This is a genomic window from Shewanella putrefaciens (assembly GCF_016406325.1).
Lineage (GTDB): Bacteria > Pseudomonadota > Gammaproteobacteria > Enterobacterales > Shewanellaceae > Shewanella > Shewanella putrefaciens.
The window spans coordinates 3726752-3750299 of sequence record NZ_CP066370.1; the positions used below are offsets into that span (position 1 = coordinate 3726752).

General features: G+C 46.5%; 22 protein-coding genes and 1 pseudogene. 7 read left to right on the forward strand and 16 right to left on the reverse strand.

Features of this window, described 5'->3' with window-relative positions:
- Together JEZ96_RS16585 and JEZ96_RS16590 are read right to left on the reverse strand one after the other, a co-directional pair.
- Complete coding sequence (locus tag JEZ96_RS16585; RefSeq protein ID WP_011787994.1) at nt 1–435, reverse strand: response regulator; 435 nt, start codon at nt 433–435, stop codon at nt 1–3.
- Nucleotides 432–2585, reverse strand: a complete 2154-nt coding sequence (locus tag JEZ96_RS16590) for a CHASE domain-containing sensor histidine kinase (protein ID WP_061783078.1) — start codon at nt 2583–2585, stop codon at nt 432–434. The genes JEZ96_RS16585 and JEZ96_RS16590 overlap by 4 nt, the downstream gene beginning before the upstream one ends.
- 307 nt (nt 2586–2892) lie before the next feature.
- Between JEZ96_RS16590 and JEZ96_RS16595 the strand changes: the two genes are divergently transcribed.
- Together JEZ96_RS16595 and JEZ96_RS16600 are read left to right on the forward strand one after the other, a co-directional pair.
- A complete protein-coding gene (locus JEZ96_RS16595; RefSeq protein ID WP_011787992.1) occupies nt 2893–3069 on the forward strand; it encodes a PA3496 family putative envelope integrity protein in 177 nt (58 codons plus the stop codon).
- 401 nt (nt 3070–3470) lie between these two features.
- On the forward strand, nt 3471–4826 hold the full coding sequence (locus JEZ96_RS16600; RefSeq protein WP_061783077.1) for a flavohemoglobin expression-modulating QEGLA motif protein: 1356 nt from the start codon (nt 3471–3473) through the stop codon (nt 4824–4826).
- 76 nt (nt 4827–4902) lie between these two features.
- Here JEZ96_RS16600 and JEZ96_RS16605 read toward each other — a convergent pair.
- The 6 genes and pseudogenes from JEZ96_RS16605 to JEZ96_RS16630 form a co-directional block, all read right to left on the reverse strand.
- Nucleotides 4903–6277, reverse strand: a pseudogene (locus JEZ96_RS16605) (alanine/glycine:cation symporter family protein).
- A 246-nt stretch (nt 6278–6523) separates the two neighbouring features.
- Nucleotides 6524–7966, reverse strand: a complete 1443-nt coding sequence (locus JEZ96_RS16610; RefSeq protein ID WP_061783076.1) for an MBL fold metallo-hydrolase RNA specificity domain-containing protein — start codon at nt 7964–7966, stop codon at nt 6524–6526.
- A gap of 118 nt (nt 7967–8084) precedes the next feature.
- Nucleotides 8085–8876 carry a DUF2927 domain-containing protein gene (locus tag JEZ96_RS16615; RefSeq protein WP_370670793.1) on the reverse strand — a complete coding sequence of 264 codons (792 nt, stop codon included), beginning with the start codon at nt 8874–8876 and terminating at the stop codon, nt 8085–8087.
- Nucleotides 8877–8962: 86 nt separating this feature from the next.
- On the reverse strand, nt 8963–9196 hold the full coding sequence (locus tag JEZ96_RS16620) for a thioredoxin family protein (protein WP_014611382.1): 234 nt from the start codon (nt 9194–9196) through the stop codon (nt 8963–8965).
- Nucleotides 9197–9539: 343 nt separating this feature from the next.
- Nucleotides 9540–9866, reverse strand: a complete 327-nt coding sequence (locus JEZ96_RS16625; protein WP_011787986.1) for a putative quinol monooxygenase — start codon at nt 9864–9866, stop codon at nt 9540–9542.
- Between the two features lie 73 nt (nt 9867–9939).
- A complete protein-coding gene (locus JEZ96_RS16630; RefSeq protein WP_011920010.1) occupies nt 9940–10395 on the reverse strand; it encodes a GNAT family N-acetyltransferase in 456 nt (151 codons plus the stop codon).
- Between the two features lie 198 nt (nt 10396–10593).
- On the opposite strand from JEZ96_RS16630, the gene mscL reads away from it, so the two are divergent.
- Nucleotides 10594–11004 carry a large-conductance mechanosensitive channel protein MscL gene (gene mscL, locus JEZ96_RS16635; RefSeq protein ID WP_011920011.1) on the forward strand — a complete coding sequence of 137 codons (411 nt, stop codon included), beginning with the start codon at nt 10594–10596 and terminating at the stop codon, nt 11002–11004.
- 77 nt (nt 11005–11081) lie between these two features.
- Here mscL and JEZ96_RS16640 read toward each other — a convergent pair whose 3' ends face one another.
- From JEZ96_RS16640 to JEZ96_RS16670, 7 genes are all read right to left on the reverse strand, one after another.
- Complete coding sequence (locus JEZ96_RS16640) at nt 11082–11405, reverse strand: antibiotic biosynthesis monooxygenase family protein (RefSeq protein ID WP_025008611.1); 324 nt, start codon at nt 11403–11405, stop codon at nt 11082–11084.
- Between the two features lie 160 nt (nt 11406–11565).
- Nucleotides 11566–14793 carry an efflux RND transporter permease subunit gene (locus tag JEZ96_RS16645; RefSeq protein ID WP_198779821.1) on the reverse strand — a complete coding sequence of 1076 codons (3228 nt, stop codon included), beginning with the start codon at nt 14791–14793 and terminating at the stop codon, nt 11566–11568.
- Nucleotides 14794–14822: 29 nt separating this feature from the next.
- Nucleotides 14823–16088, reverse strand: a complete 1266-nt coding sequence (locus tag JEZ96_RS16650; RefSeq protein WP_011787982.1) for an efflux RND transporter periplasmic adaptor subunit — start codon at nt 16086–16088, stop codon at nt 14823–14825.
- 10 nt (nt 16089–16098) lie between these two features.
- Entirely contained in the window at nt 16099–17592 is a 1494-nt protein-coding gene (locus JEZ96_RS16655; RefSeq protein ID WP_061783073.1) for a TolC family protein, read from the reverse strand.
- Between the two features lie 330 nt (nt 17593–17922).
- Complete coding sequence (locus tag JEZ96_RS16660; protein WP_025008164.1) at nt 17923–18366, reverse strand: hypothetical protein; 444 nt, start codon at nt 18364–18366, stop codon at nt 17923–17925.
- Between the two features lie 142 nt (nt 18367–18508).
- Nucleotides 18509–18715 carry a DUF3012 domain-containing protein gene (locus tag JEZ96_RS16665; protein ID WP_014611387.1) on the reverse strand — a complete coding sequence of 69 codons (207 nt, stop codon included), beginning with the start codon at nt 18713–18715 and terminating at the stop codon, nt 18509–18511.
- 36 nt (nt 18716–18751) lie between these two features.
- On the reverse strand, nt 18752–19117 hold the full coding sequence (locus JEZ96_RS16670) for a SpoIIAA family protein (RefSeq protein WP_011787978.1): 366 nt from the start codon (nt 19115–19117) through the stop codon (nt 18752–18754).
- A 136-nt stretch (nt 19118–19253) separates the two neighbouring features.
- Between JEZ96_RS16670 and arfB the strand changes: the two genes are divergently transcribed.
- The 3 genes from arfB to JEZ96_RS16685 all read left to right on the forward strand — a co-directional run bounded on the left by arfB (nt 19254) and on the right by JEZ96_RS16685 (nt 20970).
- Nucleotides 19254–19685, forward strand: a complete 432-nt coding sequence (arfB, locus tag JEZ96_RS16675) for an alternative ribosome rescue aminoacyl-tRNA hydrolase ArfB (RefSeq protein ID WP_011787977.1) — start codon at nt 19254–19256, stop codon at nt 19683–19685.
- Between the two features lie 118 nt (nt 19686–19803).
- A complete protein-coding gene (gene aroQ / locus JEZ96_RS16680) occupies nt 19804–20238 on the forward strand; it encodes a type II 3-dehydroquinate dehydratase (protein ID WP_061783072.1) in 435 nt (144 codons plus the stop codon).
- A gap of 54 nt (nt 20239–20292) precedes the next feature.
- Nucleotides 20293–20970 (forward strand): SDR family NAD(P)-dependent oxidoreductase, encoded by a 678-nt coding sequence (locus JEZ96_RS16685; protein WP_011787975.1) that lies wholly within the window; start codon nt 20293–20295, stop codon nt 20968–20970.
- 58 nt (nt 20971–21028) lie between these two features.
- Here the strand turns inward: JEZ96_RS16685 and JEZ96_RS16690 are convergent, their stop codons facing one another.
- Complete coding sequence (locus tag JEZ96_RS16690) at nt 21029–21805, reverse strand: hypothetical protein (RefSeq protein WP_025008162.1); 777 nt, start codon at nt 21803–21805, stop codon at nt 21029–21031.
- A 159-nt stretch (nt 21806–21964) separates the two neighbouring features.
- Between JEZ96_RS16690 and ubiD the strand changes: the two genes are divergently transcribed.
- A complete protein-coding gene (ubiD, locus tag JEZ96_RS16695; RefSeq protein ID WP_061783071.1) occupies nt 21965–23446 on the forward strand; it encodes a 4-hydroxy-3-polyprenylbenzoate decarboxylase in 1482 nt (493 codons plus the stop codon).
- The last annotated feature ends 102 nt before the right edge of the window (nt 23447–23548 follow it).

Here is a 23548-nt window from a genome sequence, read left to right on the forward strand (position 1 = left end):
CTATGCCGATGGAAGCTCAACAATACGCCAGTAACCTTCCAACATATTAAAAATATTATTAAAACCGTCTTTTATATCTGTTTTCACCATATAGCCCGCCACATGATGACTATAGGCTTTCATCCGATCTTCATCGGTACTTGAGGTGGTTAACATAAAAACCACAGAGGAAGAAAGTGTTGGATCGGATCGAAGATGCTCAAGAAACTCAAAGCCATTCATCCTCGGCATATTTAAATCCAACAGTATGAGATAGGGCCCCTTAATCGCCTCGGGATTAGTCAGAATATGTAACGCCTCAAGTCCGTCTCTGGCGCGTATCAAAGGATTCAATAAGCGAAGCTGCTTCATTGCACGCTGAACAGCCATATAATCAACATCATCGTCATCGACCAGTAAAATTGTCACTTGAGTGTAGCTATTTGAACTGCTCATAAAACCTCCTTGTTCACTATACGTACTGGCCAACTGAATCGAAAACGACAACCTCGTCCCTCTGATTCTAGTTTGATTTCTCCCCCTAAGCTTTCTATGGTTTTTTTTACCAGTGATAAGCCTAAACCACTCCCCTCTACTTCATCCCTTGGTTTAAGCGTCTGAAACATTTCAAATACTTTCCCATGATAAGCCTTTGAAATACCTGGGCCATCATCAACAACACTAAACCAATATACATCCCCTTTAGGTTCACATTGCACTTTGATAACACCCGTGTCTCGATCATGGTGTTTTATGGCATTACTCATTAAATTTCTAACAACCAACTCCAAAAGTGTTTTGACTGTCTTAAAGTTTGGGAATTCCCCCTCTAGCAATAACTCAAATCCCTGTGGAGGAGCGACTAACTCAAACATATCCTCAATTAACTGCCGCGCATCCACCTCTACAATTTCAGCATCAACCCGACCAATTCTGGAAAACATTAATAATCCATCGAGTAGCAAGACCATACGATGAATCCGATTTTGAATTAATCCTAAGTACTTTTGGACATTTTCATTCGTATTATCAACAAGATCTTCCGCCAACCAACTCGTCAACTGTTCAATCCCCCTTAAAGGAGACTTAAGATCATGGGATGCAATATAGGCAAAACGATCGAGTTCTTGATTAATACGCTCAAGTTCTTTTGTATGTTGAGCTCTTTGAATTTCCACACGTTTGCGTTCTGACACATTATTGATTGTCGCGAGTATAGAGAGCCCATTACTAAAATGGATTGGTGTTAAGCCAACCTCAATCGCTAATCGGCTACCATCCTTGCAACAGCCAAATAAATCGTCCCGCATAGACATATTTTTTGCGATAGGCTGGACCAAATAATTACTCATATGTTGCTGATGTATATCCCACAATCCCTTAGGCAGTAGCATATTGATTGAATGCCCAAGCAATTCTTCTCTGGCATAACCAAATAAGCGTTCGGCATGAGTATTGACTAAAGTGATCACGCCTGTTCTATCAATCATAAATAGGGCGCTTGGTGAGGCTTCAATGACTAATCTAAATCGTTTCTCGTTGGCGATAAGTTCAGATGTCAACCTAGATTCTTGATAACGATTACGCGCCATCACAACCACGGAGTAAAATAACGCTAATATAAAGCCACACCCAATCAATTGGAGCCAAAAACTCTGGGTTTGCTCCGAACTAGAAATAAAGGCTGATTCTGACGAAATATCTAAACGCCATACTCGGCCTTCAATGATTGCCGTTTGTGATTGATAAAAAAGATCCTGCGGACTAGGTAACAATTTATTGCTGGTAAACATTAAACTTTCAGCGTTTGCATTTTCCCCATCGTAAATAGCGAGTGTTAAACCCGAAAATCTATTTCCCATAATCCCTTGCATCAAATCATCCATGCGAAAAGCTGCATAAATTACACCGACGGCACGCTGTTTTCGCTCCTCATCAGTAGTCGCTTGCCCTTGATATAAGGGTAAATACATCAAAAAACCCGATTGGGTATTATCTTGGGTTTCCTGAACTAATATCACCTTTCCTGAAATTGTCGGCATCCCTGTTGCTATAGAACTGAGTATGGCAGAGCGTCGATTCGTCTCTGAACACATGTCAAAACCAAAAGCCCTCTGGTTACGCCAATCAAAGGGCTCTAAGTATTGAATGACGCAATAGAGATCGCGCTCTCCTTGGGGATAGACGTTATATTCACTAAACCCTTCAGATCGAACTTGATTGACATGCGCCTCCAAGGTTTCAGGAGTCAGTAAGGGAGTGTAACCAAAGCCTTGAATACCTGGGTAATATTCAATCAAACGCGCATTTACTACGTAGGTCTGCCACTCTTCTCTGGTCACGCCATCAGAGGCAAGAAATAACCCAATCCCCCCCCGTAATACCTGCTCATACACTATCATTCTGCTGTTTACGGCTTCAATTAGCTCCTGCACATTATTATTAAAACGCTCTTCCCCGCGATCTCTAAGATAAACCTCTAAGACGTACCAAGAAACGCCCATGAAAAACAATGCAGCCGTGATCACCATCCAACTGGAACTTAGGACGCTGAAATAAAAATTTTTAGGAGAGTCAAAGTATTTAGGAAAGTCATCCTTGTGCATATATGCCATCCTAGCGAATCATTAATCATCAAAGTGTTGTTGTAGTTGTCAATTAATTCAAGTTTGTCTGAGTATTTAAGTAGGGATTAGTCAATAAATTAACAATAAAGTATCAGGTGTTCAGTCACAAAATAGAGTTAAATTACAGGAAGACTGCTATATAAAAATGTCATTATTATTACCACAAGCGACGGCATGCGATTCAACCAATGGGAAGAAATTTTTACTCTAATTCACAAAATTTTTTGCTTTTCTGCCACACTATTTTTAGATAGAAAGTCTTTAGGAACAACATGAGGAATTCGTTATGGCTCATATTATTGAAGTCGTGCCCAACGATACTGAAATTGAGGCGATGACCACCCCTAGAAACAGCAAAGCAGCCGAAGCCATGCAGCATAAGCGTGAAATCAAAAAACGCTTAGAAGATTATCTCGAACGCGCAGAACTTCGACGTGCATTAGGAGACGACGAATTTTTTTAAGCCCTGCTAATACCATTATGCTTACGCTACAAACCGACAAGCATAGATATTTTGCTCGATTATAAACAAGTATCACCCAGTACTTCATCGGCTGGGTGAGCATTAATTTTTAGTACCACCAACCTTATCATTTTGCCTTTTTATGTCTTGGTTTTAATGAGAAGCCATCCAACCTTTATATAAATAAGTATAAGTTCCTCATCCCAGCGCCAAACGCGCCAGCGTTCATATCGCAGATCCTGTGTAGAACTTTTCACCGAGTGATGCTTTAAATCGATGAAAAATTGATTATTTAATCTAAAATTTTTAACATCAGCCTAGCAGATCCATAGGAATCAATAGGGTTAAAGGCTATGATTATGTCAATTTCTATTGCTTAAACAGCCCGCAGGATGACGGAAATGTCAGAGTCGTTAGCCCAGTACCAACAAGATCTACGCCGCTTTTCCGATGAACTCATTCGTATCCAAACTCCCATAAAAATCCTCGATGCGATTAAATGGCCAAGGGAAATGGAAGAGCGTTTTCTATCAAACAAAGGTTCTTCACTTCCAGCGATTAAACAAGACTTCTATCAAAACATAGCATTACCTTTTGACCCTATAAAAACGCAAGCTGAACTTATCGCCCTGAAACAGGATATTCATAGACGTTTAGGTAAACGGGACAAACTTGGAAAATTATTAGTTGCCAACGTCGATCAATATCGTCTCGTTGTCGATATGTTAGGCCACAGAGGTACGCCGACCTTTGGTAAACTCAGTCAAGAATTATACGGCAGTGCAAACCATAGATTGCATGGCGATCGCCATACCCTGCGTCAGTTGGGCGATAAACTGAGTTATATATTCTCGCTGCCCGCAGCACGACATATGAATAAGCATCACCCCAAAATTATTAGCGCACCGGAAGCCGTTAATGTACTAAGTCAGCGTTTAGAAAAGTATTTCCATAGCGATGATATGCGTGTTCGCCTCAGTGACGGTATTGTTTCGGATGCCGCAGTGGGCGGCGATACCGTTAAACTCAACAGTAAAGCGATGTTCAGTGAGTCAGACCTCAATGTATATGAGGTTCATGAAGGCTGGGTACATGTTGGTACAACCCTTAATGGCAGAGCCCAACCCCACGCAACTTGGCTCAGTGTGGGGTCTCCACGTGTAGCGGCAACCCAAGAAGGGCTCGCAGTATTGCTCGAAATGTTGACCTTAAGCTCCAATCCAGGCCGTGCTCGGCGTATTAGCGACCGTGTTGCGGCTGTCGATATGGCGGAAAATGGCGCTGACTTTATCGACGTGTTTAACTATTTTAGAGAATTAAATCTCAGTGCAAAGGACAGCTATCGGGTCACTCAAAGGGTTTTCCGTGGCGGTATGGTAGAAGGTGGGAGCTTTTTCACTAAAGATATTTCCTATGTCCGCGGTTATGTAGAAAATATTAACTTTATTCGTAGTGCAATTACATCAGGCTTACCCGAGCTCATCCCTATGTTGTTCTTAGGGAAATTGGCGATCGAAGATATCCCTGTGTTGTATCAAGCCTGCCAAGAAGGAATTCTGACGCCCCCAAAATACCTACCTCCTATGTTTGATAACTTTAGCGGTCTTTACGCATGGTTTGGTTTTGCCTCTGGCCTAGCTGGAATTGATTTAAAAGGTGTTCAGCGTCACTTCACTCGCTTATTTAAGGATGTCCCCAACGTATCTCCCGCCTATGAGTTATTTGATGATACAGAGTTTGATAACAACTCAGACTAATAGCGTAACCAGCTCGATTAAAAAGCTCACCAATATGTGAGCTTTTTGGTTCGAAAACACTCAGTCGCATCGGCAATTAAGTGCGCACTTTTGCCGTATCTTCAGCGCGTTTTTTAATGAAGTATTCTCGCGTCAAACCGAAAACCACAGGACTCAACAGCACTAAAGCAATAAGGTTCGGAATAGCCATCATAGCGTTTAAGGTATCCGCTAATAGCCAAATGAAATCTAAAGAACTTACCGCACCTAAGGGAACCGCAAGCGTCCACAGTAGGCGGAATGGTTTTATTGCTTTAATACCAAAGAGATATTGCACACACTTCTCACTATAAAAACTCCAACCAATAATGGTTGTAAACGCAAAAATAGCCAGAGCTACAGCGACAATATAATTCCCCATCGGTAAGGCGTGGGAGAAGGCGTAGGAAGTCAATGCGGCACCATTTTCACCTGAAGTCCATGCTCCTGACACCACAATCGCTAGTCCCGTAATAGAACAAACAATAATGGTATCGATAAAGGTGCCAAGCATAGCAACAAGCCCCTGCGCTACAGGGTTATTCGTTTGCGCAGCGGCATGGGCGATAGGCGCACTTCCTAAACCTGCTTCATTGGAAAACACACCGCGAGCGACACCGAAGCGAATGGCAGCCCAAACTGCCGCCCCCGCAAAACCACCTTGGGCAGCAACTGGATTAAACGCACTATGAACAATCAAGGCAAATGCAGCAGGCACCTCTTCAATATGCATAGCTAACACAGCTAAACCCGCGGTAATATAAAAAATTGTCATAAAGGGCACTAACTTACCCGCTACATCGGCGATACGTTTAATCCCTCCCATCAATACTGCACCAACTAACAGCATCATCACCACGCCCGAAGCCCAAGCGGGAATCCCAAAGTTACTGCTTAACGCATCTGCAACTGAGTTTGCCTGTACTGTATTACCAATACCAAAACCAGCAAGAGAACCAAAAATCGCAAATAATGTGCCTAACCAAGCCCACTTCTTACCAAGGCCATTTTTGATGTAATACATAGGCCCACCAACATGGTTACCATGGTCATCAACTTCACGGTATTTCACCGCTAAAACGGCCTCTGCAAACTTAGTTGCCATCCCCACTAACGCTGTACACCACATCCAAAATAAGGCACCAGGGCCTCCAATAAAAATCGCGGTAGCAACCCCCGCAATATTACCTGTACCAATAGTGGCTGAAAGTGACGTCATCAACGCATTAAAAGGGCTCACATCTCCTTTCACATTTTTATCTTTATCGGGAATTCGCCCAGACCAGAGTAGCTTAAAACCTGTACCTAATTTAAGAATGGGCATCAATCTAAGCCCGAGAGAGAAACAAACCCACACCAAGGATCATCACCAACATAGGTGTGCCCCAGACAAAGCCATTAACTAGGCCAACAAATTCCGTAATTGCTTCCATTCAAACCTCGTGATTGATTGTTATAGTTATAGTTTTATTAGCTCTGCAAAATTAGGTTTGACCTAATTGAGACTATTTAATGAGCCAATCTAGATAGCCTCAATCCAGATTACAACGAATGATTAACAATTGGAAACCTAAATAATGGATAAATTTATTCGGTACCATACCTAAGGCGCGTTGATTTATAAGCAAATAAGACGCCCTATTCTTACTAAATAGGGCGTTACAAAGAAGGGCATAAACTTAAGAGGTGATCCACATTAACCGCGGCAATGCAGTTAAATCCAACTTATCACCATATGCAGCTATCGCAATATCCTTAGGTCTAGTTTTAGGATCTTGGTTAATGACATCGACTAACCCCTGCTGTGCCTCGGGTTCGCCATGGACGAGAACTAAGGGGGGCTGATCATCAAAGTGGTGATACCAATGTAATAACTCAGCCTGATCCGCATGGGCAGATAGCCCACCTACCGTATGTAGCTTAGCGGCGACTTTAATACTGTTACCGTGAATGGTTAGCTCTTCTGCGCCATCGACTAAAGCACGCCCAGGAGTGCCTCTGGCTTGATAGCCACAAATAATCACATCACATTCAGGGCGCCATAGATTATGTTCAAAATGGCTACGAATACGCCCACCATTACACATCCCGCTCCCTGCAATAATAATCAGCCCCTTGTGTATATCATTTAATGCTATTGATTCTTCGGTGGTTTGAATAAATTCAACGTTTGACAGCAGTGGATGCTTCCCTGGTGACTGGCGAGTAAAATGCTTAAAGTCTTCATCCATCAACTGGTAGTTATTAACATAGACTCGAGTCGCTTCAATCGCCATTGGGCTATCAAGGCAAATTCTCCAACGGGATAGATCCCATTCCTTGGCATATAAATGAAAAAGATAGAGTAACTCTTGTGCTCGTCCGACTGAGAATGCGGGTAACAAAATATTACCGTGGCTTTCTGTCACCGCCTTCGTAAAAATGGCTTTCAACTCTGCTAAGGTATCAGTCCAACTCCGGTGAAAACGATCACCATAGGTACTTTCCATTAGCACTAAATCGGCCGTATCAACTAAGGTTGGATTATGTAAAATCGGCATACCTGCACGGCCAAGATCACCACTGAAAACAATTTTTTTCTGCGACTTACCTTCACCTAACCAAATTTCAACTAAAGCCGAACCTAAAATATGGCCCGCATCCGACAAACAAATATCCACATGGGGGATCACGTTTATCACTTGGCCGTATTCTAAGGGAATAAATTGCCTCATCACTTGTTCGACATCTTCAACGGTAAATAAGGGTTCTAAAGGCTCAAGATCGTGCTTAGCCCGTTTTTTATTAGTACGTTCCGTATCTCTGCTCTGCAGCATAGCAGCATCTTTAAGCATAATGGCACAAAGTTCAGCCGTCGCTTTATGAGTATAAATAGGCCCATCAAACCCCGATTTGACTAACAGAGGTAAACGTCCAGAGTGATCGATATGGGCATGACTCAGCACGACAGCGGAAATAGACTCGGGCTCGAAAGTGAAAGGGTCGTGATTACGCAATTCATCTTCTTTACCGCCCTGTATCAACCCACAATCGAGTAATAAATGTTCATGATCGACCGAGAGTAAATGGCACGAACCTGTCACTTCTCTCGTTGCCCCTAAAAACTGCAGTGTCATTCGCATAGTGTCCCTCCACCGTATTTACCTCTTATTAAAGATAGACTATGCCCTTATTCCTAAAACAAAAAGGATTAATTAATCACATACGAGTAATGTCAACTTTAGGAGTAACACACAGTAGTTAATAGCCAAGTAAGGGGTACAATTTACCTTGTCGCACCATTTTATCGGCATTCATAATTGTGCCATCATGCTGCCATTGGATGAGCAAGTTCAACAAAGGTTGTTCAACCTCAGCGGCTGTCATCCCAGCGTTAATCAGTGGACTATAGAGTAGTTTTAGGAGAATAAAATCCAGCCCTGTGAGCAAATCCTGCTGGGTTTTATCGTTAAAAATGGAGGGAAACACTTTTTCTGAGTCATTGGGCAATCCAAGTACTTGGGTCATTTCTTCCACAATACAAGCCACTAACTTACCGTGCATTTTTGCTTGATCGACGGGAATGATGATCCAAGCACGTTCAATTTGCTGCAAAGAATTGAGGGCAAATTTTGCCATGCAAACTGAACCATGGATATTTTGCACAGCACTTTGCCCCATTAAGCGCACTATCTCATTCGCCCACAGGGATTGACGGGTAAATACTAAGTGCAAATTAGCCTTTTCAAGCGAATCGACTAAGCGAATATCGTGACCCGTAATCTCCGTTAAATGGCTTAAATGCATCTGCACTAATTGAGTGTGCAGAGCACCATCGGCAACTTGATGTTCAATAAAAACCCGTATTGGTACCTGCCATTTACGAACTCTGTGTTTATAAGTGTCATATTCATTATTTAACGCAATATGACTGAAAGCTTGGCGGATATAATCTGGATTTTGCCAACGGGTCTCTCGTTCTAGTACTTTGCCGATGGACTGTGCTGGGTCAGCCGCCGATAGGGGAAAGATTCCAAACCATGCACTCAACATAACATAGTGTATACACTGACTTATGTACCGCACAATTCTGCAACGCTTTTGCATTGAATATGATCCCAGCATTCATTCTAGCTGTGTTAGTCTCGCAGCCATTCTTCGATATCGGCTCTACTCGGCACTGAACCGCTATGCACTAGCTCCCCATCGATAACGACTGCGGGAGTTTTTGTTACTTTAAATTTCACTAAACTCTGTGGATCAGTATCTTTTTTAACGATCAGATCGACGGCCATTTCCTCTGATATATCTTTGAACATTTCCTCAGTTTTTTTACACTTATCGCAATCACCTAATACGCTAACCCGTTTCATATTATTTCCTTGGAGATACAGCATTGCAGGATTTTCACCTTGAGAGTTCCACCTAATCCCTAGTCGAGCTTTAGGTAGATACAGCAACATGATGCGCTATAAAGTGATTATTTGCTTACTTAAATTTGCCTATTACGAGGGCCAGTTAATATTTTGAAATGACCTTGTATTCGTTCGAGCAAATTCTTGGCTGAGAATCGAGGAATGAAGCGAGCTGGCCCACTCAAATAATGAGCCACTCGTATGAAGATAGTTAGCGCACAGCCTGCTGTAGTGCCTTTATGCGGACGCTATATGTGTCTACGATGAAAGTCAGCTTAAGTGGAATTAGCACGCCCTAGCACTAAGCAATAATTTGGTGGTAAGTTTCTACATGATATGACTCAACCAATTCGGGCATCACTTGATGGAAATAATGTTGAATCGCGTCTTTAGCGCAGTGTTCATCGAAGGCGGTAATATCGACAAACTTTTCTACAAACGTCACGCGGCGCGGCTCATCACGGCTCACATTGAGCTCGTAACGAATACAACCCGCTTCGCGGCGCGTATCAGGAATAAGGCTCGCGAGCGCAGCGATTAGCGCTTCGGTTTTGCCCTCTTTAGCCAGAAAACTCGCCACGCAGGCAATTTGTTGTTGATTGATTCTATAGTCCGTTGAAGTCGACATCTCAGTTCCTTATTGGCTTAATGTTGAATGCTTATGTTGATAATTGATGTAGATAACTCTTATTGATAGCCGCTTATGCTGATTGATAGCGCATATCTAAATGGGGAATACCATCTTCTAAATACATCTCAGAGCAGGCGACAAAGCCGAGTTTTTGATAGAAAGCTTTGAGGTAATCTTGGGCGCCAATTTGGATCCCCGCATCGGGCCATGTCGTCAGTGCTGATTCAATGGCTTGCTGCATTAAAGGCATGGCTAGTCCTTTGCCTCGTCCCGCTGGCGATACCACCACACGACCAATACTCGCCTCTGGATAACTCAATCCCGGCGGCAAAATGCGCGCGTAGGCAAGCAGTTCCCCGTCAGGCGATAAGCCAAATAAATGCTGGGTTTCTGGGTGCCTATCCTTATCGTCAAGCTCTGGATACGCACAGGCCTGCTCGACGACAAACACATCAACTCTAAGTCTTAATATGTCATACAGCATATTAATATCTAATTGGTTAAAAGTTAGATTATTCCAATGCACGTGATACTTCCTCCCCAGAATGGCTTAAATCGGACGCAGTCTAACATGCTTTTTTGCCGTTAAAGAATGTCTGAATTGCCTTAATTCACAAGCCTCTATAAGCTTGAAAAGCTAACAGGGTGAAAAAGACCTTGGGTTTTCCTGATATCGTTAGCAAAGTAAAACTCAACATTTAATCTTAATTTTGGAGAAAACCTAATGAGCTTAATTAAAGAGTTCAAGGCTTTTGCGTCCCGCGGCAATGTGATCGATATGGCCGTTGGTATCATCATAGGTGCCGCATTCGGCAAAATCGTCTCGTCCTTCGTGGCCGATGTCATCATGCCACCGATTGGTATCATCCTAGGTGGTGTGAATTTTAGTGATTTGAGCATAGTGCTTCAGGCAGCCCAAGGTGATGCGCCTTCTGTGGTGATTGCCTATGGCAAATTCATTCAAACCGTTATCGACTTTACGATTATCGCCTTCGCGATTTTTATGGGTTTAAAAGCCATTAACACCCTAAAACGCAAGGAAGAAGAAGCGCCTAAAGCACCACCCGCACCGACCAAAGAAGAAGAGTTGCTGTCTGAAATCCGCGATCTATTGAAAGCTCAACAAGAAAAATAATCTCAAACTTAAGTGTCACGCATAAAAAACCCATCTCTAGAGATGGGTTTTGTTTTTTACATCAGCGAGATAAGTGATTACTCAGCTTCAACATGCACAGTTTCACTGTAATCTTGCACGACTTCTGCCACCCGAATGCGATAAGAGTTAAACAAACAAGGCACTATACCCGTTTGCTCGGCAATGCTGTGAGCCATCTGATTACGCCATTGGGTGATCGAAGCTTGGTCTTCCCAAAACGACAAACTCAGCACTTTGCCATCGTCGGTTAAACTCTGAAAACGTTCGATCGAGATCAGTCCCTTACGGCCTTCTAAATATTGGCGCATTTCAGCCGCCACGTGCAGATACTCTTCCTTCCCTTCCTTTGTCGGGATGACTTCAAAAATTACCGCGATCATAATGTTCTCCAGAAATGAATGTCCTTAATGTCGACCCTAAGACTAGCCTATCTATCGCTATTTAGCTCACTGATTTTTAGAGTTTTAGTCAATCTGATAACCCTGTCTACAACGAAGGCAATAACCCGAAACATAACCAGTTATTGCCCACGATGACGGCTTACTTGTGGCTAATCTGTAGCGAATCAAGCTCATCAATGCGCCTATCGCCGCGATATAGCCAGCGATACAAGGTCGGCAAGACGAGTAAGGTCAGCGCCGTCGAGCTAAACAAGCCACCGATAATCACCACTGCCAAGGGCTTTTGGATCTCACTGCCGACGCCCGATGACAATAAAATCGGGATCAAGCCTAAGGCCGAGGTCAGTGCCGTCATCAATACCGGGCGCAAACGCCCAACCGTGCCTTCATAAACACAATCATAGAGTGCTTCGCCGCTTTGCCTGCGCTGATTAATCGAATCCACCAGCACCACACCATTGAGCACCGCAACCCCAAATAGAGTGATAAAGCCAATAGAGCTAGGCACAGATAAATAAGTACCACTGACATACAGGGCCACTATGCCGCCAATCAAAGCTAAGGGCACGTTCGCCATGATGAGCAACACTTGCTTGAATGAACCAAAGGAGAAGTACAACAGCAAAGCAATCAAGGCGATAGAAACCGGCACCACTAGCATCAACTTTTGCTGCGCTCGCTGCTGATTCTCATACTGGCCGCCAATGATCACTGTATATCCCGCAGGCAAATCCGCCTTTGGCACTAGGGCATAAATATCTTTCACGACCGAGCCCATATCGCGCCCCGCCACGTTGGCCTGCACCACCACTCGGCGCTGCACATCGTCACGGCGAATATTCGGCGGCGCCATTTCCACTTCGACGCTGGCGACTTCGCCTAAGCGCACAGTGGCGCCATTTGTGCCACTAAGTAATAAGTCTTTAATCGCATCTGGGCTTTGGCGAAACTCGGCCGCGAGGCGCACATTGATGTCGTATCTGGCGTTGCCATCGATCACTTGTCCTGCACTCACGCCACCAATACCTTGGCTGACGAGGCTCATCACTTGATCGACACTAATGCCGTAACGCGCCAATAACTCGCGTTTGGGCCGCACGACCAATTGCGCCTCGCCGCTCACTTGCTCAAGCGACACATCCACGGCACCGGTAATTTTCGCAACGAGATCGCTGAGTGCTTGGCCTTTCTGTGACAATACCGCTAAATCAGGGCCGAAGATTTTAATCGCTAGCTGGGCTTTTACCCCCGAAAGTAATTCATCTACCCGAGTCGCAATTGGCTGCGAAAAGGTCAACAAGAGTCCAGGGAACACGCTGAGCTTTTCCTCCATCAAGCGCTGCAGTTCTAAGCGCGAGCTTGCCGACTGCCACTCTGCTATCGGTTTCAAGCCAATATAGACTTCAATATTACTCACAGGCTCGGGATCGCCGCCCAGTTCAGGTGCACCAATGCGGCTCAGGGCATATTCCACCTCGGGAAACCCCAGTAAAATAGCTTCAAGCTTGGGCGCGACCGCTAAAGACGTGTCCAAACTCGCCGTTGGCGCCAGCGTGACCCTGAGGTTAATCGTGCCTTCTTCCAACTCGGGCACAAATTCAGTACCCAGCCTTGGCAGTAACAATAAACTCAAAGCAAACATCACCAAGGCGCTGAGCATCACCACCTTTGGCCTAGCAAGCGTTGCCGTCAGTAGCTTGCGATAAGCGGCATCCAGTGGCGCTAAAATCACACTTTGTTTAAGCAGCACACCGCGCTTAAACAGATACACGGCAAGGGCTGGCACGGCAATCAGCGCCACCAGCAGCGCCGATATCATAGCCAAAATGATACTGACCGCCATCGGCTGGAACAGTTTGCCCTCAACCCCTTCCAGCGCAAATAGCGGCGCAAACACCACAATGATGATGGCGGTGGCGAAGAAGATTGGGCTGCAAACCTCTTTAGCCGCGAGCATGATACGCACAGCCATATTGGCCTGCAGACCACCGTCCTCATCGCTATGATATGGATCTATTTCACCGTCCGCCCGAGTTCTTGCCTCTTGCAAATGTCGGCGATCGGGCTGGGTTAAGTGTTTGAAAATATTCTCTACCATCACCACAGAGCCATCGACTAACATACCAATCGCCACAGCTAAACCGCCGAGCGACATCAGGTTTGCCGACAAGCCATAATAGGACATCACCATAAGTGCGAGCCCGATAGACACTGGAATCGACAGCAGCACCAGCAAGGTCGCGCGGATATTGACGAGGAACAACGCCAAGATCACCACGATAAACACAAAGGCCATTAGCAGCGCATCGCGCACTGTGGTCACAGCCTTATCGACCAGATCCGCTTGGTCGTAAAACACCTCAAAGGACACGCCATCGGGCAAGGCCTGCTCAATAAGGCTCACCCGCGCACCAATATCGTCAATCGTCGCCTTAGTGTTTGCCCCCATGCGTTTGAGCACGACACCAGCCACCACTTCACCGAGATTTTGCATTTGGCCAGATTCATCGCGGCGCGTCATAGTCACAGCCCCGACACGGATCTCGCTACCGAAATCCACCTGAGCGATATCGCCAATACGCACTGGCGTACCGCTGGCTTCGGTCAGAGGGATCTGCGCGATCGCCGCCAATCCCGCGTCTCCTGCGGGCAACATGCCATAGCCGCGCACCACAAGTTGCTCTTGGCCTTGGTCCATAAACCAACCGCCAGCGTTACGGTTATTGCTCTCTAATGCCTCAGTAACTTGCGCCATCGACAAGCCATAGGCACGCAGTTTATTCGGGTCGACCTGCACTTGGTATTGGCGCACATAGCCACCAAAAGACAAGACTTCAGTCACGCCGCCCACGGGCATCAATATCAACTTCACCAGATAATCATTTAAGCTACGTAGCTCGGCGGCATTAATGCCAGAGTTAGGTTCTGCGCGCAGAATATACTGATAAATCTGCCCTAATCCCGAAGTATTCGGGCCGATTTCAGGCACTCCGACGCCGCTTGGGATCATCTCCCGCGCCGCCTGCAACTGTTCAAACACTTGCTGACGAGCGAAGTAAATATCTGTCCCCTCGGCAAATACCACAGTCACAATCGACAAACCAGTACGCGATAACGAGCGCACCTCAATCACCGCAGGGAGGGCGTACATGGCCGATTCCACCGGATAACTGATGAGCTTTTCCACCTCTTCTGCGGCTAAGCCTTCGGCCGCAGTATTGATGGTCACTTGCACGTTAGTCACATCGGGAAAGGCATCGAGATTCAATTTTGGCAGCATGGCCACACAGCCCACAATCACGGCGAGCAGAGCCAATACCACTAACAGCCGATTTTTAATCGCGGCTTCGATTAACTTTTGCAACATAGAAAATCTCCAAAATGAGGGCGCTCATATTAGTGGGCGTGAATATCAAAGCCCGCTTTCGCCTGCTCGGATGCCAAGAAGAACGCGCCAGCCACCACGACATTGCGCTGTGCCTGTTTGGCTTTTTCAAGCTCAGGTCCACGCACTAGACTCAGACCGCGTTGACGCTGCACCACTTCTACCTCAATGGACTCGAAGCCATCCTCATCTTGAATAAAAATCTGCCAATCGCCATCGCCGCCACGGGTCAACGCCGCATCGGGCAGCACTATGCCACTGCCGTTTGGATCGGTAGTAGAGCCAGCAAAGTACAATTCAGCAAATTGCCCCGCATGCAACACATGATCAGGATTGTGCATACTCACCAGCACTTGCTCGGTGCGCGTTACGCTGTCGAGTTCATGGGAGCGACCTATGATCTTACCTGCCAACGTCTTATCCCCTACTTGCACTAAAGCTGAACTGCCAACCTGGATATGCGTAGTTTGAGTTGGGGTTAACTGCGCCTCAACCCATAAATAGGATTCATCGGTCAGTTGCATTAATGGTGTGCCCGCGCTAAACACTTGACCTAGCATGGCGATATCCTGCTGCACTCGGCCGTCAATTGGCGCTAAGAGTTGATAACTGCCTATGGCTTCGGGTGTCGATTCCAGTGCACGAATTTGCGCGGGCGTCATCTTAATGGCCTCTAAAATTGCCCGTTTAAGTTCGGCATCCACCTGCGCCTGCATCCGCCGACTGACGCTAACCGCACCTTCACTCATGCGTTTGACTCGACTCCATTCGGCAGCGGCATTAATGTAGTCCGCCTGTGCCTGCGCAACGGCTGCGCCACCCAAGGTAAGTAAAGGCTCACCTTTTTTCACTTCTTGTCCCGGCACCACATGGCGCGCCAACACGCGCACATCGAGCTGCGGCGCAAGGGTCGCGGTTCGATCGCGATCCACCACTAAGGTCGCCGTCGCCCTGATATCCAGATTCAAATTGGCGATATTCAAGCTATCGCTCGACAAAGGTAACAAACTAATCCCCGCCAAGGCTTGCTGCGCTTCGGTCAATTTCAGCGCCTGTTCGCCGTGTTCATCCGTCGACGCCATTTGCGTTACCGAATCGCCGCTTTCCTTAGCGACGGGGGCGTGATCACCGCCAGCCAATACAGGCTGAGCGAGAAATGCCAGCGTGCTCAGCACGAATAATGCGAGCGCAATTTTTGATAGGTTAAACCGACGCTTTTCAGGCGTCATTACAGCATCCAGTTGAAGGATATTTTCGTGGTGAGTATTTGAATTCATTATTGTGACCTCATGGGTTTACTGTGCGTGCGGCGGCATTAGATGTTATCGAAGGGACTGCATTTAGCTTTTCTATAATGAGCTTTTCGATAAAAGGCATAAGCTGGCCACTTTCGCCCATCCAAGTTAACCAACTCTGATAGATAGCCGTTTCTAGGTTTAAGCCCACCAAATAACTGGCGGCTAACTGACGACGGCTCTGCAAGTACTCGCTAGTACTCACATCCCCCGCCTGCCATTGTTGGCTTAAGGATTTAGCGGCTTTAGCACCTGACACTTGCACTAACTCGCGCCAGTCTTGGTAACGTTCGAGTAAACGCGGTAACGCATAGAGGAATTGTTTCTGCTTAGCGGTAAGCACTCGCTCACGGGCAAGATAACCTTGCTCCGCGATAGCGATGCCCTTATCGGCTACGGCTTGTAACTCACTGTAGTTATTGCGAACTTGTAGAGGAATCGACACGCCGACACTGAGCTTATTGTCCGTGCCCTCCTTTTCAGTGCCTAGGCTAATAGTCGGGTCAGCTGAAGTTTCCGCTTTGACTTGCATGACATTAACTCTGGCGAGCAGCACTTGCTGATAAGCACTCGCCAGTGCTGGCAAGGCTGATTTAGAAGTGCCCCACTCGGCCGCTGGCGCATGCTTAGCCTGAGTCACAAAGAAATGGATCTCCTTGATAAACTCACTAAAAGCAAAATTATTATCCCCCAGTAATTCAATTACTTTGCCATCGGCCACTAAGGCCACCTGCTCGGCTAAGGCGTAGTCGGCAGTATTAGAGGCGACTTCGAGTTGTATCAATTGCAGCTCGACGTTGGATAAATCCCCCGCCGCCAATCGCTGCTCAGCAATATTGAGCTGCGCCTTGGTGAACCTTAATTGCTGCTCAGCAAAGGTCAGCGCCTTACGGCTTTGCGCCTGTTCTGCCAACGCCAGTAAGCGTTCGGCCAACATTTGGCTACGCTCTAACCCTATATCTGCTAACAGGATTTGCGCTTCAAGCTCGGCACGCTTTGTCGCCACGCCGCGCTTGTCACCCCAATCGAGGGTTTGGCTCAGCCCTAAGCTGTAGGCATCTGTATCGGCATTTTGATAATTAAGCCCAAGTTCTGGGTTATACACAGCGCGATCTGCCGCCTGAATGGCCAGTTTGGCTTGTTGCTGCCTTACAAGTTGCGCCTGAACCTCAGGTAACTGATTGAACTGTGTGAGTAACTCAGGCAACCATTGGCCAAAGTTGACATGTGGCGTGTCGGTTTCTTTGGCGGGCAAGCCCAGTGATTGCGCCTTAAATGCCTCAACTTCAGAGGCATTGATTTCAGGGGCATTAGCTTCAGAGGCTTGGGTTTCAAGGACCTTGACTTCAAGGACGTCGACTTCAAGAGAGTCATTTTCTGCCGCGAGGGCAAAGGCTACCAATCCGGCGGCCAATACTAATCCGCAGCTAAACAAGCCCGATCTAAACAGACAAACTAAAGTACGGGCGAGAATCGTTTTTTTCATCGCAAATCCTAACAATATCGAATGTGGATCGGCTGACTTTTGCGCCCAAAGCGAAACGGCTAGATGTGAGCTTGATTTAAATAGCTCAATGCAAAGCAATCATATCGTTCTGGGCATGGCAAATAAGCGCCGATCGAATCATCCCGCCAAGCAATACAGTACGCGGCTAAAAGGCCGATGACGGCTCCAACAGTTAACGCTGCTGAGCATCAGTTCAAGCGTATCTTTTGGGGGATGAACATAACGGGCTTATCACACGGCAAAATAGAATGAGATCCAATCAGATGAATCAATCGTCCTAGGCCGAGAAATAAGCCGAATATTGGAGAATTAAGCGATAGGAGGACGATCTTTAGGTAAATTATCAGGCGGGAAATAGGATACATCGGTAGGCAGATAGACGCTTTCTAACGCCTGTACAGGCTGACTCACTGCCTGAGATAACAGCGCCACATGACCGCCATGGCATTGGCAATCGAGGCATAGGTCAAAATCTTGTATTTCAGTGGTTTTCACTAAGTGGGAATGAAATCCTCTGCTTTGGTTTTCACCCGCGTGATGACTGGTGACACCCGTGGAGTCCGTAAAGCCTAAGGCTTGCTCGCTTGGACAAACACACTCAATACATTGGGTCAAAGTGGTCACTTGAGCACTAAATTGCAGATGGGGGTGATTCTCAGCTTCTTCCGCACCATTGCCCGCATGTAACTGATGCGCACCCAAATTAGCGCCAGCAAATTGCAGCACGATAATGGCTATCAGTAGGGTCACCATTCGAGTAAAAAATGGCTTAGCGGTAGAATTCAAATATCACCTATAGCAAATAACGGATAACGGAACATCTGACCCGTATCATAAACATAAGTTCACAGCCCGCAAGCAAAAGCCGCCAAGCTGTGATCTATTACCACTCAACTTACTTAAATACACAGTGCTTAGCGTAATCAGCAGCTTCGTTAGCAGTCCAATCGCCAGATGGCTTATTTTTCATCTGTTTACACCAAGCATCGCTACCCACTTCTGGCGCACAGGCACTCAGCCCAGCCGTAAAAGCGATAACGTACACAATGGCACCCAGTTTGGTGCATAAAGGCTTGACCGCCAGAGATTTCAACAAAGACATATTTAATTCCTTATAAACAAAGCCCATCTTAGGCAATTAATTATTCGAACGCTTAGTGATCCAAGCAATCGCTTTGGCTTTCTGTTCAAGCGGAAACCAAGCCACTTCGCCCTGCATAAAAGGCCCAAGTAAGCGCAGCGCATTTCCCACCCAATCAGGGCCACCCACAAACACTAGCGCTTCAAAATTCGGTAACTGAACTTCACCACTGCCGGTCAGCGACTCAAATTCCCAGCCCTCGAGTAACACATCCGCCTCAATATACAGGCAAACTTGGCCCCAATCCTTACGATAGCTCTTAATCGCTGGCTGTAAACGGGTCCGATAATCGGTGGAGGATAGTCGGCCACTGGCAAAAAGACTGATAACACCCTTAGCAATATCGGGGATTTGGCATAACATAGAGGCACTCCGAATCGAGAACACTTTTGCAGGCAATGGCTTTAACCAATGCAGCGGCAAAGAATGCGCCCGATGATAACAAATCTATTGGAAAGCCATAAGTCATTATTGATGGCTTCTCAATCCATGCTGAAAAATGCCTAAGTTTGCCATGATAAAAATCTCAAACCGTGTGGAACTTCAGGAAAATGAAATCGAGTGGCAATTTATCCGTTCGAGTGGTGCAGGCGGCCAGCACTTAAATAAAGTGTCCACCGCTGCGCAGCTGATTTTCGATATTAAAAGCTCATCATTACCCGAGTTTTACCAAGAACGCTTGCTCAACAAGGCAGATCACCGCATCACTAAAAGCGGCAAAATCATTATCAAATGCCAAGCGAGCCGCAGCCAAGATGCCAACCGCCAAACCGCCTTGGAGCAATTTATCGCCTTAGTTGCCAGTGTCGGTGAAGTGCAGAAAAAACGCATTCCCACCCGCGCCACTAAGGGCAGCCAAACGCGGCGATTAGAGACCAAGAAACAAAAAGGTGCCACTAAGGCCATGCGTCAACAGAAGAGTGACTATTAACTTTAATAACAGATAATGCAAAATCGATTTGAACAGGTTAAGTTAGTGGCCTATATGCAAAACTGAAATCCATTTATCCCTGCATTAATCCCAAGGCATGTTCGTGAAGGAAAGCGCAATGAGTCACAAAATTTTGCTCGTTAATGGCCCTAATCTCAACCTCTTAGGCCGCCGCGAGCCCAGCGTTTATGGTCATCAAACCTTAGCCGATATAGTGGCAACGCTAAACCAGCAGGCGCAACAGGCGGGAGTCGAGCTCGAGCATATTCAGTCCAACGCCGAATTTGAGCTAATCAATGCGATTCATGCGACCGATGCGCAGATGATCATTATCAATCCCGCTGCCTTTACCCATACCAGTGTTGCCCTGCGTGATGCTCTACTTGGGGTGGCAATTCCTTTTTTTGAAGTGCATTTATCCAATGTGCATGCCCGTGAAGCCTTCCGCCACCATTCCTATTTTTCCGATAAGGCGATAGGCGTGATTTGCGGTTTTGGTGCTCAGGGTTATGAGTTTGCACTGTCGGCGGCCATTAAACAACTTAAGGGCTAACGCCAAGCATTAGGCTATTTTGAGTGACCCATAGCCTGAATTAACGAGGTCAAAATGATATTAATTACTGGCGCTAGCAGCGGACTAGGTGCAGCTCTCGCGGCACTCTACGCCAAAGAAAATGAACCACTGACACTCACAGGGCGTAATGCTGAGCGGCTGCATACCGTCGCCAATGCTCTGACACCATTCTCAAACCGGCCCATTGCAGCGGTGGCGGCAAATTTAGCGGATGTACAGAGCGTTAACAGTCTATTTGATAGTCTCACTGCAATCCCCAAAACCGTTATCCACTGTGCAGGTAGTGGCTACTTTGGCCCGATTGAAACCCAAGACGTGAACGCTATCCAAGCGCTTTTAAATAACAATATTACATCGACCATTCTATTGGTGCGGGAATTAATAAAACGCTATAAAGATCAAGCCATCACTCTCGTCATCGTCATGTCTACCGCAGCACTTGCAGCTAAGGCCGGAGAGTCGACTTATTGCGCCGCAAAATGGGCGGTGCGAGGATTTATCGAGTCGGTACGTTTGGAATTAAAGCACAGCCCGATGAAGTTGATTGCCGTGTATCCCGGAGGCATGGATACAGGCTTTTGGCCCAGTAGCGGTAAAACTTTGGATACCTCAAGCTTTATGTCGGCAGATGAAGCAGCAACTATGCTCAAACAAGCCTTAGTTGCCACAGCGCATGGCTATATCGCCGATATCAGCATACAACGCGGCTAATACTTGAAGGCAAAGTAAAAATGGGAGCATTGCTTGCTCCCATTTCAGTATAAAAAACCTACTTCATCAATTGTTCTTGGTAGGTTTTACTATTCCAATCAAAGGCATAAAGTATACCTTGCCACTCGTAAAGAGTACGGCCATCCTGCTGCACTATTCTGGCATTGGTTGGCAAAGTAGACACGGTACGGGCACGGCGCTGTTGAATTGAAGCACTATCTGGAGTGCTTGTTTGGCTACCAACACTCGCAGGCATACTCGATACCATCCGACCTTCTGCTGGCGCATATTGCATACTGGTTGTCACCCGCACAGGGGTTGAAACTGCAACAACTTGATCGTCATAGGCCATTGGAATCGAAAACCCAATGCTCGAATAAGGCGAATTGCGATAATCTCGGGCGTAATTATCCCGTAAATAAGCTTCACGATAGTATGGGTAGCGAGTATTCCAGCCCCAATCATTATTCCACTGGGTATTCCAACCATAACCAAGGTTCCAGCCAGAATGCCATCCCGTTGCTAATCCCAACCCTAGGCCCAAGCCCCATGGATTGTAATAGCGATATTTATGTTTATGGCGGTAACGCTTATCATAGCGTTGATCCGCATGATTGATATGACGGCTATAGCTATCGCGAGACTGAGCATAAGACTCAACGTGCTCCGAATAGTCCCGATTTCCAGCAACTGCATTGGCGGATACACACAACCCACTCAAAAGTGCAGTCCCACCCACAAGCGACCAAGTCCCCCACTTTCGCAGCCATTGATAAGCGCCATGGAGCTGACTTTGGCAACACTTTTTTTGAGTAAACGCTAAGGGAATATTCATAAGCACCTCGAAAGATAAAGCGTAAGCGAGCTAGACTATTGCCTACGGAAGCTTATTTTACGCTTCTAAAGCTTGAAGATCACTGAATAGGTTAACCCTAAAACAGAAAAATGTTATAGTGCGCGCCACATGGATTTTCACTGCAGAGGCTATTTCCACATGAGTTTTAAGGATTTACGCAGCTTTATTGATCACCTAGAAGCCAATGGCGAACTCAAACGCATTAGCTACCCAGTTGATCCTCATTTAGAAATGACAGAGATCGCCGATCGCGTTCTACGCGCCAAAGGCCCTGCGCTATTATTTGAAAATCCCAAAAATCACCACATGCCCGTGCTGGCAAACCTGTTTGGTACGCCAAAACGTGTAGCTATGGCGCTCGGCAAAGACGATCCTTTAGCCCTTCGTGAAGTGGGCGAACTGTTAGCCTTTTTAAAAGAGCCCGAGCCGCCACGCGGTTTTAAGGATGCGATCGCTAAGATCCCTATGTTCAAGCAAGCCTTGAATATGCCGCCAAAGACAGTGCGTAATCCGCCTTGCCAACAAATCATCAAAACTGGCGATGAGGTCGATTTAACTAAATTGCCTATTCAGCATTGCTGGCCGGGCGATGTCGCACCACTGGTGACATGGGGCTTAACCATCACCAAAGGCCCGCGTAAGAGTCGCCAGAATTTAGGCATTTATCGCCAACAGTTACTGGGTAAAAACAAGCTGATTATGCGCTGGTTATCCCACCGTGGTGGCGCGTTAGATTTTGCTGATTTTAAAGAGCAATTCCCCGGTGAACGCTATCCGGTTGTGGTCGCACTTGGTGCCGATCCCGTGACCATTTTAGGTGCCGTCACCCCAGTCCCCGATTCCATGAGCGAATATGCTTTTGCCGGTTTACTGCGCGGTGAACGTACCGAAGTCTGTAAGGCATTAAGCTGTGACTTAGAAGTGCCCGCCACCAGTGAAATCATCCTCGAAGGTTATATCGACCCAGAGGAATTGGCGGAAGAAGGCCCCTACGGCGATCACACGGGCTACTACAACGAAACCGATAAGTTTCCAGTATTTACCGTTACCCACATCACGCAGCGTAAAGATGCCATCTACCACAGCACTTACACTGGCCGTCCACCGGATGAGCCCGCTATGCTGGGGGTTGCATTAAACGAAGTGTTTGTGCCGATTTTGCGTAAGCAATACCCTGAGATCGTTGATTTTTATCTGCCGCCTGAGGGTTGTTCGTACCGCATGGCAGTGATCTCCATTCGCAAACAATATCCGGGACATGCCAAACGAGTGATGATGGGCGCTTGGTCTTTCCTGCGCCAATTTATGTACACTAAGTTTATTGTCATCGTGGATGAAGATGTGAATTGCCGCGATTGGCAGGATGTGATCTGGGCGATCACCACCCGTATGGACCCTAAACGCGATACCGTGATGATCGAAAACACCCCCATCGACTACCTCGATTTTGCCTCACCCGTTGCGGGCTTAGGCTCAAAAATGGGACTCGATGCCACCAATAAGTGGGAAGGTGAAACTAATCGCGAATGGGGCACGCCCATAGTGATGGATCCAAAAGTAAAACAAAAGATCGACTCAATCTGGGATGAGTTAGGCATAGACGACAGCCCAACCCTATAATGCAGCTTAAGCAGAGTCTCAAGTACCGACTTAAGCCAAGAAAATAGGCCGCTAACGGCCCTAATGCGACACCTTAAACACAACACATTGAGAAAGGTGCAA